Genomic DNA, 16,252 nt, shown 5'->3' with positions numbered 1-16,252 from the left:
TTATCATGGCGTTTTTCTTCATACCAGCTATTCAATCAGCAATATTTTGTGTAGGATAATCTGGTTTTACAACGGAGAGGGATTGATTGTATGTACAATGTAATGATTACTGGTGCTGGGAAGATAGGTAGCTTGATTGCATGTTTATTGGCAGAAAGTGGTTCCTATCAGGTTCATTTGGCAGATGTGGAGTTTAATGGCGCTGATGTGACACGACTATTAGCTGCATTGCCTGAAATTAAAACGGTTGCATTGGATGTTAAAGACGAACAATCCACTCAATCATATCTGGAAAAACACAATATAGTAGCGGTTATTTCCAGTCTTCCATATTTTCTGAACACTCATGTTGCTCAGGCTGCCAAAGCCGCCAGGGCGCATTATTTCGATTTGACTGAAGATACTTCTGTTACTGATGCGGTTAAAGAAATTGCAGCGCACGCAGAAACTGCTTTTGTTCCACAATGCGGATTGGCTCCTGGCTTTATCAGTATTGCTGCTAACAGCCTGATGCAGGAATTTGAGCAATGCCATCATGCCAAATTACGTGTTGGCGCGCTGCCACAAAGAGCTAGTAACGCGCTTCATTATTCATTAACCTGGTCTACTGATGGCGTAATCAACGAATACGGTAATCCTTGTTATGGAATTGAAGGGGGCAAAGCTGTTGTCATGGCTCCGCTTGAAGGTTTGGAATCCATTCAAATAGATGGCTGTGAATACGAAGCGTTTAACACTTCTGGCGGTTTGGGAAGTCTTGGTGAACTTTATTCTGGCAAAGTACAGTCCATGAATTATAAAACCATGCGTTATCCTGGTCACTGCGAAAAAATGCGTTTATTGATGAATGATTTACGACTCAATGAAGACCGCGGCACTTTAAAGCGTATTCTTGAAAATGCTATTCCTAAAACGTATCAGGATATTGTTATCGTTTATGTAACTATTGAAGGGATTAAGCAAGGCGTTCTCACAGAAAAGAGTTATGTGAAAAAAATATACCCTGAAGTAATCCGTGGTCTGGAATGGTCTGCTATCCAGGTCAGCACTGCATCAGGCGTCTGCGCTGTTGTTGATCTGGTCTTGGGACAGGCGAATGAATACAAAGGCCTTGTACTGCAGGAAAAATTCCAACTGTCACAGGTTCTGGAAAATCGCTTTGGACGTTATTACGCATAGGAGTTACTGATGGAATTATTAAATCGACTCAATATTCAGTCAGTTAATCCTGGTGCTTTTAGCGGTCAGGGCTGGCAAAGTGAACTTTATACACATCGTCTAGAGTCTTTTTGTCCTGCTAATGGAGACAAACTGGCGGAAGTTGCGACCTGTACTATGAATGATTATCAGAATATCATGAGTCGTGCAGAGCAGGCGGCACAAGCCTGGAAGAAGGTTCCAGCTCCCAAACGCGGAGAGATTATCCGTCAGATTGGTCAGGCATTAAGGGAACAGAAAGACAGTTTGGGCAGCCTTGTTTCAATGGAAATGGGGAAATCCAAACAGGAAGGTGATGGTGAAGTGCAGGAAATGATTGATATTGCCGATTTTGCGGTAGGTCAGTCACGTATGCTTTATGGTAATTCCATGCATTCGGAACGCCCTAATCATAGAATGTATGAGCAATGGCATCCTTATGGAATTATTGGTGTTATTTCGGCTTTCAACTTTCCAGTAGCTGTATGGGCATGGAATGCTTTTTTAGCCGCTATTTGTGGAAACGTTACTATTTGGAAACCATCTGCCAAGACACCTCTTTGTGCTGTAGCCGTACAACACATTTGTAATCAGGTGCTTAAGGCAAATGATTGCCCTGAGATTTTCAGCCTGTTTATTCCTGATTCTCATGATGTGGTTGAAGCCATGGTTAACGATGCGCGCATCCCTTTAATTTCCTTTACCGGTTCAACAGCTGTTGGGAAAAAGGTTGCGGCGCAGGTTGCAGCACGACTTGGTAAAACCATTCTGGAACTTGGTGGGAACAATGCGATTATCTTAGATGAATCTGCTGACCTTCATCTGGCAATTCCCGGAATCGTTTTTGGTGCAGTTGGTACCGCTGGCCAACGTTGTACGACAACACGCCGATTATTCGTACATGAGTCTAAATACAAAGATGTAGTTAAAAGACTGCAACATGCCTATGAGCAAGTTACCATTGGCGATCCTTTGGACAGCCGTAATTTGATGGGTCCTTTAATTGACGATGCTGCTGTTGAACAGTTTAAAAAAGCTGTCGTTCGTATTAAAGAAGCGGGTGGTCAAATCGTATTTGGCGGCGATGTCATAAAAGGTGAGGGTTCTTTTGTTCAACCCACTCTGGTTTGTGACGTTAAAAACCATTGGGATATTGTTCAGGAAGAAACTTTTGCTCCTATACTGTATGTCATGACCTATACTACTCTGGACGAAGCAATTGAACTTCAGAATGGTGTGCCTCAAGGTCTGTCTTCCGCACTGTTTACTCAAAATTTGAAAAGTGCTGAGCGTTTCTTAAGCGCTTGTGGAAGCGACTGTGGTATAGCTAACATCAACATAGGTACTTCAGGTGCTGAAATAGGCGGGGCATTTGGTGGCGAAAAGGAAACGGGTGGCGGACGAGAGTCTGGTTCTGATTCCTGGAAGGCATACATGCGTCGGCAAACCAACACCATTAACTGGGGCGATGAATTGCCTTTGGCTCAAGGCATACGATTTAATTTGTCTTAAGCCGGCAGTAGAAACATTCATAATTTGTCATCTCGAATACAGCGAAGGATTCTTGTAACTGATTTACAGAGCCTTCGCTGTACGTTCTGAATGACAATTAGGGGCGTACAAATTCGCTGGGTACGCTAAATCGTTTATGTTCAACACCAACAAGAGGGAAAAATGATGCAGGAACCTTTTTTCATAAAGAAAGTCGCAGTTCTCGGTGCAGGTGTTATGGGTGCACAAATTGCCGCGCATTGTGTTAATGCCGGTATAGAAACCCTTTTATTTGACTTGGCTGCTAAAGAAGGCCCTGCTAATGGATTGATTGATAAAGCAATCGCCAATTTAGGTAAACTAAAACCTGCTCCTCTTGCAACACCACAATCCGCAGCGTTATTGCAAGCGCGAAATTATAAAGAGAACCTGGCTGATTTATCCTCCTGTGATTTGGTGATTGAGGCTATTGCAGAGCGTCTGGACTGGAAAGAAGATTTATACAAACAAATTTCCCCTTATTTGTCTGAAAAAACAGTTTTGGTAAGTAATACTTCTGGATTAAGTATTAATTCTTTATGTGATGTATTGCCTGAGCAACATCGTCATAATTTCTGTGGTGTGCATTTCTTTAATCCGCCACGGTATATGCATCTTGCGGAATTGATTCCTGCTAAAACGACTTCCCCTCATTTATTGGATAATCTGGAAACCTGGTTAACCAGCCATTTGGGTAAAGGGGTTGTACGTGCTAAAGATACTCCCAATTTTATTGCCAATCGCATCGGAGTATTTTCTCTATTAACCACATTGCATCACACCATGGCTATGGATATGGGGCTTGATGAAGTGGATGCTTTAACCGGGCCTCTATTAGGCAGACCAAAATCGGCAACATTCCGCACTATGGATGTGGTTGGTCTGGATACCATGCAGCATGTCATTCATACCATGCAGGAACAATTAAAAGACGATCCATGGCATGAGTGTTTTAATTTGCCTGAATGGCTAACTACTTTGATAAAAGAAGGGCATCTGGGACAAAAGTCAGGTCAGGGTATTTACAGGAAAAATGGTAAAATCATTGAAGTTTATGATATTAAAACAGGTGAATACAGACCATCACAAGCCACTGTTAGTGATGAAGTGAAAAGTATTATGAAGAATACTGATCCAGTATCTCGTATGCAAAATCTGATTCAGTCCTCAAATAAGCAGGCAAAATTCCTGGCCGCCTGTTTCCGTGATCTCTTCCACTATTGTGCTTATCATTTAGAACAAATTGCAGATAACGTCCGTGATGTGGATTTGGCTATTCGCTGGGGATTCGGTTGGATGCAAGGACCATTTGAAACTTGGCAATTGGCTGATTTGGGTAAAATGGTGGATTTTATTAATCAATCAATCAATGCTCATACTGCTTTAAGTGATGCGAAACTGCCTGCATGGCTTGAACAAATTAAAGCATTTTACACGGATGAGGGTGCCTATTCTCCTCATAAAAAGGCTTATCAGGCCAGAAGTAAGCTAGCGGTGTATAAGCGTCAGTTTTTCCCTGATCGCGTTTTGAAAGAGCCAGCGTTCCATACTGAAATTATTTACGAAAACGAAGGTGTTTGCTTAAGCTATCTGAAAGATGATATTGCCATGCTCAATTTCAAGAGCAAAGCCAATACTATAGGCCAGTCGGTTTTTGATGGATTGATTGCCGCTTTGGAAATTGCAGAAAAGCAATGTCAGGGACTTATCATTTATCAAAGTGACGCAGGCAATTTTAGCTCTGGCGCTGATTTACGTGAAGTGTCCAAACTGATTCAAGAAGATAAAATGCAGGCACTGGACGGCATGATTGCCCAATTCCAACAAGTCGCCATGCGCTTGAAATACAGTTCCATTCCAACGGTTGCTGCACTTCGAGGAAGAGCACTAGGCGGTGGTTGCGAGCTGATGATGCAGTGTGATGCTGTTGTTGCTGCATTTGAATCTTATCCTGGACTGGTTGAAGTTGGCGTCGGTTTAATCCCTGCTGGTGGTGGTTGTAAAGAAATGGCAATACGAGCTGCAAATCAGGCACAGCAAGCTGATTTAATGCTGTTTATCCAGACTTATTTTCAACAGATTGCAACGGCTCAGGTTGCTGGCAGTGCAACCGAAGCAATGCAAATGGGGTATTTAAAACATACTGATACGGTAATTATGCATGCTGATGAAGTTTTGTATGCGGCGCTGGCTAAAGTGAAGGCGATGCAGGCAGCAAATTATCTGCCTCCTATAAAGAAAACCTTTAAAATTGCTGGTATAGAAGGGCATGCGCGTCTGCAGGCTGGTCTGGTTAATTGGCTGGAAGGCGGATTTATTTCCAAGCATGATTATTTTCTTGCTAATGAATTAGCAAAAGTATTGTGTGGCGGTAATCTTAATCAGGGGACATTGGTCGATGAACAATGGTTATTGAAGTTAGAACGGGAAGCGTTCATTAAATTGGCAGACACCCCATTAACTCAGGCCAGGATCAATGCTTTGTTAGAAACTGGCAAACCATTGCGCAACTAAGTGAGGAGATTCAGTGATGACTAACGTATATATTGTAGATGTGTTGCGCACCCCTGTTGGCAAGGCACCTAGAGGTGTTTTCAAAAATACCTTACCTGACGATTTATTAGCGCATACTATGCGTTGTTTAATTAACAGGAACCAGTCTGTGGACTGGCAGGAAATTGGCGATGTAGTCATTGGTTGCGCCATGCCCGAAGCAGAGCAGGGCATGAATGTGGCACGTATTGCTTCCTTGCTGGCTGATTTACCGCAATCTGTTCCTGCTATGACAATTAACCGGTTTTGCTCTTCAGGAGTACAGAGTATTGCTACGGCCGCCGCATCCATCCGTAATGGGGATATGCATCTGGCCTTGGGTGGCGGTGTTGAAAGCATGTCCATGGTTCCCTTAGGTGGAAACAAATACACAGCTAACCCGGTAATTTTCAATGACGAAGACATTGCCATTGCTTATGGAATGGGTATAACTGCTGAGAATGTTGCAAAACAATGGGAAATTACTCGTGAACAACAAGATGAATTTGCCATTGAGAGTCACAGAAAAGCAGTTGCTGCTCAAGAGCGTGGTGATTTTAAAGAAGAAATAAGTCCTATAGAAATTACAGTGAGACAGGCTGATTTGCAGACTTCCTCTGTAATAGAAAAGAGAAAGCTGGTGACTATGGATGAAGGCCCAAGGGCAGATACTTCATATGAAGCCATTTCCCGATTAAAACCGGTTTTTGCTGCCAGAGGAACAGTTACCGCAGGTAACAGCTCGCAAACCAGTGATGGCGCAGGTATTGCATTGCTCGCTAGTGAAGAAGCGTTAAAGAAATATAATTTAAAGCCCATGGGACGTTTACTTAGTTTTGCAGTTGCCGGAGTACCGCCGGAAATCATGGGTATAGGTCCTATCAAGGCAATTCCCATTGCTCTAAAACGAGCCGGAATTACCATGGACCAACTGGACTGGATAGAACTTAACGAAGCATTTGCTGCTCAGGCTTTGGCTGTAATTAAAGATCTTGATTTACCTAAAGATAAAATTAATCCATTAGGTGGAGCTATTGCCTTAGGACATCCTTTAGGTGCCACGGGTACTGTCAGAACAGCTACCTTATTGCATGGACTGAGAAGAACTAAGGGCAGATACGGTATGGTAACCATGTGTATAGGTACAGGTATGGGGGCTGCGGCTATATTCGAAGCCTTATAAAACCTGTCGTGAATCTCTTTTGCCGTGACTGATTTCTATGGGATATAGTTACGGCAGTATTTTTGATATCCTCATCCCCCAAGTTTCCTTTCTTACTGTACTTTTGTTCATTGACATGATCATATTTAATTCATAGAATTCGCGCTCTTTAATTGGAGCGAGGAATAATAATGCAAATATTTTTAACTGGCGGTGATGGTACAAGAATAAAAAGTGTTTATGTAGACAGAGATGATGAGAAAAAAACATTTACAGCAGTGATTACTGATGCAAAAAGTAATTTCGGAGTTGATGACATTGCTACCAAGTACCCATCTTTGGACATAACTTCTATACGAAATGAAGCATCCGAGGATAACAAAAAACCATCTTATACAATCATGGTTAAAGTACAACTATCTAATGGTTCTGATTCAGCCAAAAGAGAAATGAGCACATTCTTTTCAGCATTGGGTAAACTGAATAACGAAAGTCACAACACCTGCTTTTATTTAAGAGAAGTAGAGTTTTTTACACGACAAGCTAAAATTATGGAAAATAAACTTTTTGGCCAAGTTACCGGTACCAAATCTCATCAAGTTAATTCCCATGAATTTAATCCGGGTAATGCTGCATTCTAATCTCACTCAGATTCGTAGCCCGTATTAGCGAAGCGTAATACGGGATTGAACTCACCTCATCCTGTTTGAAACAAGCTGACATTATGCAAGTCTCCTCGTCAATACAAGCCAAGTCAGTGCGATCACCTTGATTTTATAAGAAAATTCACCCACATACTTGCTTTGTTGTTCTAATATTCTACTCTTTAATTAAGGAAGCTCTTTTGGAGTGGGTATGCGCGGTTTCATTTTAGGAGTTTTATTATTAGCAGGAAATACCGTTTTTGCAGATGAATTAATCGGATTTGCCGCTTTCGAAAATGGTGATTACACAACAGCATACCCGCATCTGATGCAGGCCGCAAAAGACGGTAATGAAGAAGCAATGTATCTGTTAGGACGTATGTATCAATATGGATACGGTGTACCCGAAAATCTGAAAGACGCACACGACTGGTATTTAAAATCTGCTGAAAAAGGGAATGCCATGTCGCAGTTAAGCTTGGGTTTTATGTACGATTCTGGCAAAGGCGTTGCCCAAGACTTCCGTGAAGCATTTAAATGGTATATGAAAGCAGCCGAAATGGGGAACCCCATTGCACAACGTAATATAGGACTGATGTATGCTACGGGTGATGGCGTGCAGGCCAGTGAAGAAAATGCCTTTATCTGGTTTAGAAAAGCCGCAGATCAGGGCTACAGTAAAGCACAAGTCAATCTGGGCTATCAATACATGATGGGTAAAGGTACTCCAAAGGATGCGAGCAAAGCATTGGAGTGGTATCAAAAAGCAGCAGAGCAGGGTGATGAAAAGGGTGAGTACAGTCTGGCCTTATTGTACACTGGACAACAAGGCGGAGTTTCTGCTGATGATAAAGCCGCATTTTACTGGTTTTCTCAGGCTGCCAATCACGGACATGTGAACGCGCAAACCTATCTTGCCTATTATTATCTTAAAGGATATGGAGTGGATGCTGATCCACGAAAAGCAGCATATTGGTATCAGGCTGCAGCTGAAAAGGGACAGCCAGAAGCTCAGGCACAAATAGGGCAGTTACTTTTAACCGGAAATGGTGTGGATAAAGACTATCAACAAGCCGCATTCTGGTTTGGTAAATCTGCAGCTCAGGGCAATGCATTAGGACAAGCCAAATTGGGCTACATGTATCTGGCCGGATTAGGTGTTGATAAGAGTTTGGTGAAAGCCTATGCCTGGTTGAAAATTTCTTCCCAAAATAAAAACGAAGAAGCATCTAAAGAACTGCAGGCTTTGGAGGGAAAATTAAGCGAACAAGATAAAAAAGACGCGGATAAAATGATCCGCGATATGGGTACTTTAGAAGCCAAACAAGATTTTGATGATTAGTCACTGATTACCTAATTAAAGCACGTCGTCCTGAGCGCGTCTTTTTGCGCGAAGGATCTCCTTGTAATGACATTATGTCAATTAAAGGCGATCAAGATAATTGCTAAAATTATCGCTCATCACATACAGTCAAATAACCATGTTTATACGGATTAGATCGTGCCCGGAATTCATAATCCCGGCAGCGTTGACCATGATTATCAGTGTATCTTTGCTGTAATCTGAAGGAAAAATCAGCAAAATTCATATCTCGTTGCATTTCCTGTGCTTCTAGTTGGCGCTGTTGTGCTGCCTGCTGCTTTTGATCGTTATCCATTTTATTGAGAAATTTACTAAGTTTACTGGCATATCCAGTACTAACACACAAAGATACTAACAGGATTGCAATCACCTTTTTCACAAAATGAACCTCGTAAAATCAAATGGGGTTGCATTTAATCATGTACATCAATAAAAGTCCAATTTTTAAGAAGGAATTGAGTGTTCTGGATTTCTCTGGTAACTCCCTTTGCTCAAAAAATGGAGCGCGATCTTAGCCATTCACGGCGGATCCACGTTGTCCTTCGATCTACGTCGTCCTGAGCGCGTGTTTTTGCGCGAAGGATCTCCTGAAAGTGGCATGGTGCCACTTGGCTCCCGGCTGCAAGCAGACCGGGCTACAGGCCCTGCCAGGATTCAGTGGGATTTTGTAGCCCGTATTGCGTCTGTGTCTGTCAAGCGGACCCCTTCGTGCTTGTGCATAAACAAAAAAGCTAAATTAAAAACTATTAATACTTTCCCTGACAACACTCACTGTCAATTTTCCCTTCTTATCCTTGCTGCGTTTCATCAGCGTATAAACCGTCAGGTTAAACTCGTCACTGGAGGCATGAGCAACACTAAGAAAATATTGGCTTTCAATCGTAATCTGGTCGCTTGGCAAGTCGATTTTTTTTATCAACTCTCCTATATCTCTCATATTTTTAATGCCATTTTCACCTCGAGCCATTATCAATTCATTGGCTTGGGCTTCACTCATTCCATTCCCAAGCGACATAAGAAGCTTCTTGGGAGCCGTATTAATATTAATGGGAGTCGTTTCTGGCAAAGCTGTAATAAAGGGTTCAAAAGCAAGATACATGGGGGCTGAAACTTCTTTAATCAGGCGAAATTCCGAACCACTTTTCATGAGCTGATGGCTTGGGTAATAACCAGGATTTTGTCCCAGATAATAAGAAGTATAACTGTCTTTACCCTGAGACAAATCATAGTTTGATATCCAGTTCTTTACCGCCTGAGCCAAATCCATTTTTTCCGCATTGGTTATTCCAGAGTATATTCGTCCAATAAGGTTAATAAAGACAGAAGCAAATTTTCTGTCCACAAGATTATTTAAATTGAATCGTGACTGTAAGTCATAAAGACCGCCCGAGAGTTTGACCTGCGGATAAATGGTTTCCATATCCTTGGGAAAAACATCCACCATGCCTTGTTCATTAACTTTGGTAAAGGCGTTTCTTTTTTCACTTAATTCATGAAATGCCCAAAACGTAACTCCTTGAGAAGCAAGATATAATTTATCGTGAATAACAATCAGACGAGTGCGGTAAATATCCAGTTGCAAGCGGGTACTCATGGCTGTGGCTACAATCGCAACCAGCGTCATAATAAAAAGAGCTGTAAGAAGCGCTCCGCCCTTTAGCTGTTTAATTGGAAACATAAAGAGCCTCGGGAATAATAAATAGCATATTCATTTTACCCCAGTCATTCAGGGTTATATTAATTTGTATGGCTTTAGGGAAGGGTTCTTTACGTTGATTTTGTGTCACTGCCTGTTCACGCCATTCGTTAAGAACTTCCAGGTTCTGGTTCAAAAAATTAAAATGACACTCCGTTAAATTACCGATTAACTCCTTGTCTGAATAAATATTTCTGTTCGCAGGATCAAGACTGTTCCAGGTGCGATGCAGTAATTTACCCTCTTCACATACCAGCGCAATTCTCTTCAGGGTGCTGCGCTTTTCAAGACTTTGCGGATTAATGGAGCCATCACGAGTAAATTCCAGATATTGAGATTGACCAACAAACACTGGAAATAAGCGCATTTCATTCCCTCTGACAGCGCGATCTACAGTTTGCGATATATCCTGCTGAATGATGCTGACGGCAAGTTGTAATGTATTTAATTGTTCGGCCTGTGCATTAACTCGTGTTCTGGTATTAAATGCATAATAAAGCGAAGAGGAGGTAATGGTTGCCAGAATTGCAAAAACAGTTAAGGCAATCAAAATTTCTATTAAAGTAAAGCCAATACTTCGTTTCATAGCAAATACCTGAAGGCGATTAATTCTTCTCTGAATGGGCCAGATTGTTGGGGGCTCACTGAAATAGTAATCTGCTGCATTTTTTTGACAGGAGTGGCACTGAGTTTTGCTCTCCAATACCACTGCTGTCCCAACATAGTTGTCGCTTGTGTCGACTCTTGGCTGTGATTGACATGAACCAGACCTAACTGGATCATGGTAGCTCCTTGTATGGCTATCCAATGGCTGACATTTTTCTCTTTTAGCCTGTGGGTGTTTTCAATATTTTGTGCGGTCGCTTTTAAAAGAGCAGTCAATGCAATAGCAATAATAGCGAGGGCTAGAAGTACTTCGATTAGGGTAAAACCTGATGATTGGGGCTTTCTGATCATTTCGGAGTTGCCGTAATAAAGTTTAATGTACCGTTAGCGCTGCCGGTAAGGGTGACGATGGTATTTTCTTTGTTGATTCCAAAGTCCAGGGTAAAGGGAGTGATATCTCCGGATGAGCCTATGATTATAGACGGTGCTCCAACACTTGCCTTGTTATTGGTTTTCAAGGTAATTACTGTATTGTGAGGAAAATAATGCACTTTAAAAACACCCTTGTTCGATATAGGTTTCCATTCTGAAGCATTGTGTAATTTTAAAATCTGGTAGCTGGTATTATCGATTTTAAGACCCAAAGTCCCGTGTTCCAGTATCGCTTGCTGTTGGGCCAGTTTCAGGGTATTTCCCAATTGATCAGCAGCAAATAATATACGCTTGCTTTCACCAAAATCGCCAAAAGCTATTAAGGCAAAACCAACGGTTATGCCAATAATAACAATGACGATCAGAATTTCAATTAAGGTAAAACCGCGATTAGTGGTCATCCCAGTTACCAATTTCTGCATTGATTCCTGTTCCACCAGGTTGCCCTTCAGCACCCAGGGTAAACACATCAACTTCACCATGCTGGCCTGGATTTAAATAAAGATAATCTCTTCCCCAAGGATCTTTAGGAACTGATTTAAGGTATTGCTTCCAATTGGTGGGGCTGGGGTTATTGGACGGTTTTTCAACCAGAGCCATTAAACCTTGATCGGTGGTTGGATAAGAACCATTATCCAGCTTATACAAGTCAAGTGCGTTTTGTATGGCCAGCACATCTTGCTTCGCCTTCACTTTACGCGCTTCATCAGGACGCCCCATAATTTTAGGTACCACGATTGAAGCCAGAATCCCCAGAATAACCACAACCACCATGATTTCAATTAATGAAAAACCCTTTTGTCGATTCATCTTTATTCCTCTTAAAACTAAATGATAAATTATAACATAAAGTGGGGTATTGCTTAAAAAACTGTAGCCTTGATGCAGCGACAGCGTAATCAAGGTTTTCCTATGGCCTTTTAGCCTTTCAGGATGAACACCTTGATTACGCTGTCGCTGCATCAAGGCTACGTCTATTTAAAATCAACCCACTAACCTACGCTACTAACTGTTCCATAGAAAAGATAGGTAATAATGTAGCTAAAACTATAAATAATACAACTGCTCCCATAAATAAAATAACCAAAGGTTCTAACAGGGTTAAAGACGTATCGATCAACCGCTTCACCTCATTATCCAAATGGCTGGCCGCCCGTTCCATCATGCTGGAAAGCTGGCCACTTTTTTCTCCACTGGCGATTAAATGAATGGCCATAGGACTTATATAACGGGTTTCTTTCAAGGCTTCACTGATGCCGCTTCCTTCACGCACTCTGAGCGTTGCTGTATCAAAGGCCTGGCGCATGACGACATTGGTGACAAGACTTGCAGAAACCCGCATGGTTTCAAGAACACTCACACCGGCGGCAAACAAAATACCAAAGGTATGTATATAGCGCGCAACATTGATTGTTCTGACCAGATAGGAAACTATGGGCAATTTAAGAATGAAACGGTGCCAGGCTGTTTTAATCTTTATGTTATTGAGACTTTTCTTAAAGCCAATAATAGCCAGAATCAGGGCTGCTACAGTATAGAGCCCATAAGACTTAATGAAATGGCTGAAGGTAATCAGCATTTCTGTCATTGCGGGAAGAGTTTGGCCACTGCTGGTAAATACTTCAATAATTTTAGGTACCACGAAAGTCAGCAGGAAGCTGATAATTGCTGTTGATACAACAATCATCAAAATAGGGTAGATAAGTGCCTGCTGAACTTTTTGTCGGGTTTGTTGCTGATTTTCCGTATAATCTGCCAATTTTTCCAATACCAGATCAAGACGACCAGTCTGCTCACCGGCACCTACTGTTGCGCGGTACAACTCAGGAAAAGCATTGGGATATTGCGCCATGGCCTGTGCAAGTCCATAACCTTCGAGCACTTTGGCCCGAATTCCCATAATCAGCTCTCTGACTTTGTCTTTTTCGGTTTGTTCACTGACGCCGCGTAATGATTCTTCAACAGGGATGCCCGCGGCTAAAAGAGTGGCTAATTGCCTTGTCATCAGCGACAGGTCTGCTGCGGAAATTTTACTTTTAGAAGAGGAACCGGTTCGTTGCTGCGTTAAGGTTTGAACCTGGGTTGGTACCAGTCCTTGTTCTCGTAATAGCTGACGCGCATGCCGTTCGGAATCTGCTTCGATAATTCCTTTATCGGTACTGCCATTTTTTTTTAGCGCTTGATATTGGTAGGCGCCCATATTAATTTTAATAGAGTTAAAAACTAGAGTGTAATCTATTGGGATTCATCTGTCACTTAAGGTAAACTATCTGAGGACTATCCTGGAGACTAAAGATGAGTAAAAATGTAGTGCTTGAGGCAATTAAGGAACATGATGCAAAATTTATAGATCTGAGATTTACCGACATCCGCGGTAAAGAGCAGCATATTACCATTCCAGTGTCAGCTGTTGATGATGATTTTATTGAGAATGGTAAAATGATTGATGGCTCATCTTTCAAGGGATGGCAAAAAATCCACCAGTCAGATTTAGCATTGATGCCTGATTTGGATACATTAAAGTTTGACCCGTTCTTTCAGGATAATACCCTATTTTTGCGTTGCAACGTAGTAGACCCGCAAACGATGATGGGATACGACCGTTGCCCACGCTCAGTTGCTCAGCGCGCAGAAGCATATTTGAAATCTACAGGCCTGGCTGATGAAGTAAACTTTGGCCCGGAACCAGAATTTTTCCTCTTTGACAACGTTCAATGGGAAACAGGAATCAGTGGTGCTTTTTACAAGATAGACTCGGATGAAGCACACTGGAATTCCGGAAAGGAAATGGAAGGCGGAAATATAGGTCATCGTCCCCCATTAAAAGGCGGTTATTTCCCGGTTCCTCCAGTTGATTCTTCTCATGACATACGTTCTGCCATCTGCATGACTTTAGAAAGTCTGGGAACAGTTGTTGAAGCGCATCACCATGAAGTGGCTACTGCTAACCAGTGTGAAGTAGCGACACGCTTTAATACGCTGACCAAAAAAGCAGATGAGATACAAATTTTAAAATACGTCATTCATAACGTGGCTCATAACTACGGCAAGACAGCTACTTTTATGCCTAAGCCACTGGTAGGGGATAACGGAAGTGGCATGCACTGTCATCAGTCGCTGACCAAAGACGGAAAGAATTTATTCTCAGGTGACCAATACGCAGGCTTGTCTGAAACAGCCTTATATTACATAGGCGGTATCATTAAGCATGCACGTTCATTAAACGCCTTTACCAATCCATCTACTAACAGCTACAAACGTTTGGTTCCTGGATTTGAAGCACCTGTATTACTGGCTTATTCTGCACGTAACCGTTCTGCAGCAATTCGTATTCCGCACGTGAATAATCCAAAAGCACGCCGTATAGAGGTACGTTTCCCGGATCCTACCGCTAACCCATATCTTGCCTTTTCTGCCATGATGATGGCTGGCCTTGACGGCATTCAGAAGAAAATTCATCCCGGTCAGGCTATGGATAAAGACTTGTACGATTTACCACCTGAAGAGCTGGTTGATGTACCAACAGTTTGTGCTTCTCTGGAAGATGCGATGGCTAATTTAAGAGCGGATCATGAATACCTGTTGCAAGGTGATGTATTTAGCAGGGATTTCATCAACAATTACATTGATATGAAAGAAGAAGAAATATCTAAAATAAGAAGTTTGACTCATCCTTACGAGTTCGAACTGTATTATAGTCTTTAAGGATAAAGGTGATGAAAATACGAGTGTTGGCGGCTTTACTTATGGCGTTAGTCAGTACATCGCAGGCGCAGATTTTCAAATGGACTGATAGTCAGGGAGTGGTTCATTTCAGCGATAATCCGCATTCGGGTGCTAAAAAAGTCGAGGTTCCTGAAGCACAAAGTTTTTCACCACCAGTATCACAAACTCCTGTAACTCCTCAGGAACCGAAAAAAACTTCGGTTCCTGGTGATCCCAAATACACTAAAGTTTCTATAATGCAACCGCTGAATGAAGCGACCATCCGCAATAATCAGGGCTATGTAGTAGTTGCCGTAGAACTGGAGCCTGCTCTGGTGGATGGAGATATGTTGCAAATGGTTTTTGATGGAGCTCCCATGGGTGAGCCTCAGCCTAATACGCTTTTCCAATTAAATGGAATTTACAGAGGACAACATACCATTGCCGTGCAAGTGATTAATGCCGCAGGCGAAGTGCTTCTTACCAGCGATCCTATCACTATTTTTATGCACCGACCCCGTGTTGGTATGGGGGGAAGTAACAAGGCGGGTACACCCGTTAATAATAATGCTGGCAATGCTGCTGGTACTACAGGCAACAAATAATTATGCTCACTCTATTATCACCTGCTAAAAAGCTGTTAACGAACACAAAACCGTTGGATTGTGACACAACAGAGCCTATGTTCCTTAAAGAAACCGAGGAACTGGTTAAAATTATGAAAACAAAGTCTGTGGAACAGATTGCCGGTTTAATGGATTTATCCCATAACCTTGCAGTACTCAACTACGACAGATATCAGAATTTTCATTTGAAACCAGGTAATGCCCCCACCGAGTATCCTGCGCTTTTTTTATTTCAGGGTGACGTCTATCAAGGTTTAGAGGCAATTAAATGGAGTAGCGAAGATGTTGCTTTTTCACAAAGTCATTTAGCTATTTTGTCGGGATTGTATGGCATGCTCAAACCGCTGGATATGATTCAGCCATACCGGTTGGAAATGGGTGTTCATTTGACAAATCCCAGGGGTGATACTCTATATGCTTATTGGCGAGATACGATAACCAAGGCTTTAAATAAAGAATTGGCATCTCATGATAAACCTGTTTTAATCAATTTGGCTTCTACAGAATATTTTAAAGCGGTTGATGAGAAAAAACTGAATTATCCTGTTTTAACGATTAATTTTTATGAGCGCAAGAACCAGCAAATTAAAATGATTGGAATTTATGCGAAAAAAGCCAGGGGGATGATGGCTCGATTTATGATGCAAAATAGAATAGATAAGCCTGAACAACTTAAAGACTTCTCTGAATCAGGTTATCGTTTCAATAGCGAATCTTCTACAGAACATCATCTGGACTTCATCCGCGGATAGGCTTTCT

General features: G+C 42.0%; 16 protein-coding genes. 9 read left to right on the top strand and 7 right to left on the bottom strand.

Annotated elements, in window-relative coordinates; translation table 11 throughout:
• Positions 1-90: 90 nt before the first annotated feature.
• The 6 genes from B094_RS0105935 to B094_RS0105910 all read left to right on the top strand — a co-directional run bounded on the left by B094_RS0105935 (position 91) and on the right by B094_RS0105910 (position 8,407).
• A complete protein-coding gene (locus B094_RS0105935; protein WP_018576887.1) occupies positions 91-1,179 on the top strand; it encodes a saccharopine dehydrogenase family protein in 1,089 nt (362 codons plus the stop codon).
• Between the two features lie 9 nt (positions 1,180-1,188).
• Positions 1,189-2,709 carry an L-piperidine-6-carboxylate dehydrogenase gene (amaB, locus tag B094_RS0105930; protein ID WP_018576886.1) on the top strand — a complete coding sequence of 507 codons (1,521 nt, stop codon included), beginning with the start codon at positions 1,189-1,191 and terminating at the stop codon, positions 2,707-2,709.
• 165 nt (positions 2,710-2,874) lie between these two features.
• Positions 2,875-5,241 (top strand): 3-hydroxyacyl-CoA dehydrogenase NAD-binding domain-containing protein, encoded by a 2,367-nt coding sequence (locus tag B094_RS0105925; RefSeq protein WP_026253905.1) that lies wholly within the window; start codon positions 2,875-2,877, stop codon positions 5,239-5,241.
• 16 nt (positions 5,242-5,257) lie between these two features.
• A complete protein-coding gene (locus B094_RS0105920) occupies positions 5,258-6,442 on the top strand; it encodes an acetyl-CoA C-acyltransferase (protein ID WP_018576884.1) in 1,185 nt (394 codons plus the stop codon).
• 170 nt (positions 6,443-6,612) lie between these two features.
• Positions 6,613-7,062: a hypothetical protein gene (locus B094_RS0105915; protein WP_018576883.1), complete on the top strand. Its 450-nt coding sequence runs from the start codon at positions 6,613-6,615 to the stop codon at positions 7,060-7,062.
• Positions 7,063-7,276: 214 nt separating this feature from the next.
• Positions 7,277-8,407 (top strand): tetratricopeptide repeat protein, encoded by a 1,131-nt coding sequence (locus B094_RS0105910; RefSeq protein WP_018576882.1) that lies wholly within the window; start codon positions 7,277-7,279, stop codon positions 8,405-8,407.
• Positions 8,408-8,516: 109 nt separating this feature from the next.
• On the opposite strand, the gene B094_RS0105905 is transcribed toward B094_RS0105910, so the two are convergent.
• The 7 genes from B094_RS0105905 to lspF form a co-directional block, all read right to left on the bottom strand.
• Positions 8,517-8,807, bottom strand: a complete 291-nt coding sequence (locus tag B094_RS0105905) for a hypothetical protein (protein WP_018576881.1) — start codon at positions 8,805-8,807, stop codon at positions 8,517-8,519.
• Between the two features lie 357 nt (positions 8,808-9,164).
• Entirely contained in the window at positions 9,165-10,106 is a 942-nt protein-coding gene (gene gspK, locus B094_RS0105900) for a type II secretion system minor pseudopilin GspK (RefSeq protein WP_018576880.1), read from the bottom strand.
• Positions 10,093-10,710 (bottom strand): GspJ family T2SS minor pseudopilin variant LspJ, encoded by a 618-nt coding sequence (gene lspJ, locus B094_RS0105895; RefSeq protein WP_018576879.1) that lies wholly within the window; start codon positions 10,708-10,710, stop codon positions 10,093-10,095. The genes gspK and lspJ overlap by 14 nt, the downstream gene beginning before the upstream one ends.
• On the bottom strand, positions 10,707-11,081 hold the full coding sequence (gene lspI, locus B094_RS0105890) for a GspI family T2SS minor pseudopilin variant LspI (protein WP_018576878.1): 375 nt from the start codon (positions 11,079-11,081) through the stop codon (positions 10,707-10,709). Before lspI ends, lspJ begins: the two co-directional genes overlap by 4 nt.
• The gene (lspH, locus tag B094_RS0105885) at positions 11,078-11,563 is read right to left on the bottom strand and encodes a GspH family T2SS minor pseudopilin variant LspH (protein ID WP_018576877.1); all 486 of its coding nucleotides are present in this window, start codon (positions 11,561-11,563) and stop codon (positions 11,078-11,080) included. The genes lspI and lspH overlap by 4 nt, the downstream gene beginning before the upstream one ends.
• On the bottom strand, positions 11,553-11,972 hold the full coding sequence (lspG, locus tag B094_RS0105880) for a GspG family T2SS major pseudopilin variant LspG (protein ID WP_026253904.1): 420 nt from the start codon (positions 11,970-11,972) through the stop codon (positions 11,553-11,555). The genes lspH and lspG overlap by 11 nt, the downstream gene beginning before the upstream one ends.
• Positions 11,973-12,159: 187 nt before the next feature.
• Positions 12,160-13,362: a GspF family T2SS innner membrane protein variant LspF gene (gene lspF, locus B094_RS0105875; RefSeq protein ID WP_018576875.1), complete on the bottom strand. Its 1,203-nt coding sequence runs from the start codon at positions 13,360-13,362 to the stop codon at positions 12,160-12,162.
• A 95-nt stretch (positions 13,363-13,457) separates the two neighbouring features.
• On the opposite strand from lspF, the gene glnA reads away from it, so the two are divergent.
• From glnA to yaaA, 3 genes are read left to right on the top strand one after another with little or no spacing between them, the layout of a single operon-like run.
• Positions 13,458-14,867 carry a type I glutamate--ammonia ligase gene (gene glnA, locus B094_RS0105870; protein ID WP_018576874.1) on the top strand — a complete coding sequence of 470 codons (1,410 nt, stop codon included), beginning with the start codon at positions 13,458-13,460 and terminating at the stop codon, positions 14,865-14,867.
• An 11-nt stretch (positions 14,868-14,878) separates the two neighbouring features.
• Positions 14,879-15,472 carry a DUF4124 domain-containing protein gene (locus tag B094_RS0105865; protein ID WP_018576873.1) on the top strand — a complete coding sequence of 198 codons (594 nt, stop codon included), beginning with the start codon at positions 14,879-14,881 and terminating at the stop codon, positions 15,470-15,472.
• Between the two features lie 2 nt (positions 15,473-15,474).
• Positions 15,475-16,245 carry a peroxide stress protein YaaA gene (yaaA, locus tag B094_RS0105860; RefSeq protein ID WP_018576872.1) on the top strand — a complete coding sequence of 257 codons (771 nt, stop codon included), beginning with the start codon at positions 15,475-15,477 and terminating at the stop codon, positions 16,243-16,245.
• The last annotated feature ends 7 nt before the right edge of the window (positions 16,246-16,252 follow it).

It is taken from the genome of Legionella shakespearei DSM 23087, from assembly GCF_000373765.1.
In the GTDB taxonomy this organism is placed as follows: domain Bacteria; phylum Pseudomonadota; class Gammaproteobacteria; order Legionellales; family Legionellaceae; genus Legionella; species Legionella shakespearei.
Note: the sequence above shows the minus strand (reverse complement) of the source record. Positions and strands in the feature narration are given on the sequence as shown.

What these genes read in the sequence shown, in the direction of transcription:
- B094_RS0105935 (WP_018576887.1), top strand. Translation starts at nt 91, where the DNA reads ATGTACAATGTAATGATTACTGGTGCTGGGAAGATAGGTAGCTTGATT.
- amaB (WP_018576886.1), top strand. Translation starts at nt 1,189, where the DNA reads ATGGAATTATTAAATCGACTCAATATTCAGTCAGTTAATCCTGGTGCT.
- B094_RS0105925 (WP_026253905.1), top strand. Translation starts at nt 2,875, where the DNA reads ATGCAGGAACCTTTTTTCATAAAGAAAGTCGCAGTTCTCGGTGCAGGT.
- B094_RS0105920 (WP_018576884.1), top strand. Translation starts at nt 5,258, where the DNA reads ATGACTAACGTATATATTGTAGATGTGTTGCGCACCCCTGTTGGCAAG.
- B094_RS0105915 (WP_018576883.1), top strand. Translation starts at nt 6,613, where the DNA reads ATGCAAATATTTTTAACTGGCGGTGATGGTACAAGAATAAAAAGTGTT.
- B094_RS0105910 (WP_018576882.1), top strand. Translation starts at nt 7,277, where the DNA reads ATGCGCGGTTTCATTTTAGGAGTTTTATTATTAGCAGGAAATACCGTT.
- gspK (WP_018576880.1), bottom strand. Translation starts at nt 10,106, where the DNA reads ATGTTTCCAATTAAACAGCTAAAGGGCGGAGCGCTTCTTACAGCTCTT.
- lspJ (WP_018576879.1), bottom strand. Translation starts at nt 10,710, where the DNA reads ATGAAACGAAGTATTGGCTTTACTTTAATAGAAATTTTGATTGCCTTA.
- lspI (WP_018576878.1), bottom strand. Translation starts at nt 11,081, where the DNA reads ATGATCAGAAAGCCCCAATCATCAGGTTTTACCCTAATCGAAGTACTT.
- lspH (WP_018576877.1), bottom strand. Translation starts at nt 11,563, where the DNA reads ATGACCACTAATCGCGGTTTTACCTTAATTGAAATTCTGATCGTCATT.
- lspG (WP_026253904.1), bottom strand. Translation starts at nt 11,972, where the DNA reads ATGAATCGACAAAAGGGTTTTTCATTAATTGAAATCATGGTGGTTGTG.
- lspF (WP_018576875.1), bottom strand. Translation starts at nt 13,362, where the DNA reads ATGGGCGCCTACCAATATCAAGCGCTAAAAAAAAATGGCAGTACCGAT.
- glnA (WP_018576874.1), top strand. Translation starts at nt 13,458, where the DNA reads ATGAGTAAAAATGTAGTGCTTGAGGCAATTAAGGAACATGATGCAAAA.
- B094_RS0105865 (WP_018576873.1), top strand. Translation starts at nt 14,879, where the DNA reads ATGAAAATACGAGTGTTGGCGGCTTTACTTATGGCGTTAGTCAGTACA.
- yaaA (WP_018576872.1), top strand. Translation starts at nt 15,475, where the DNA reads ATGCTCACTCTATTATCACCTGCTAAAAAGCTGTTAACGAACACAAAA.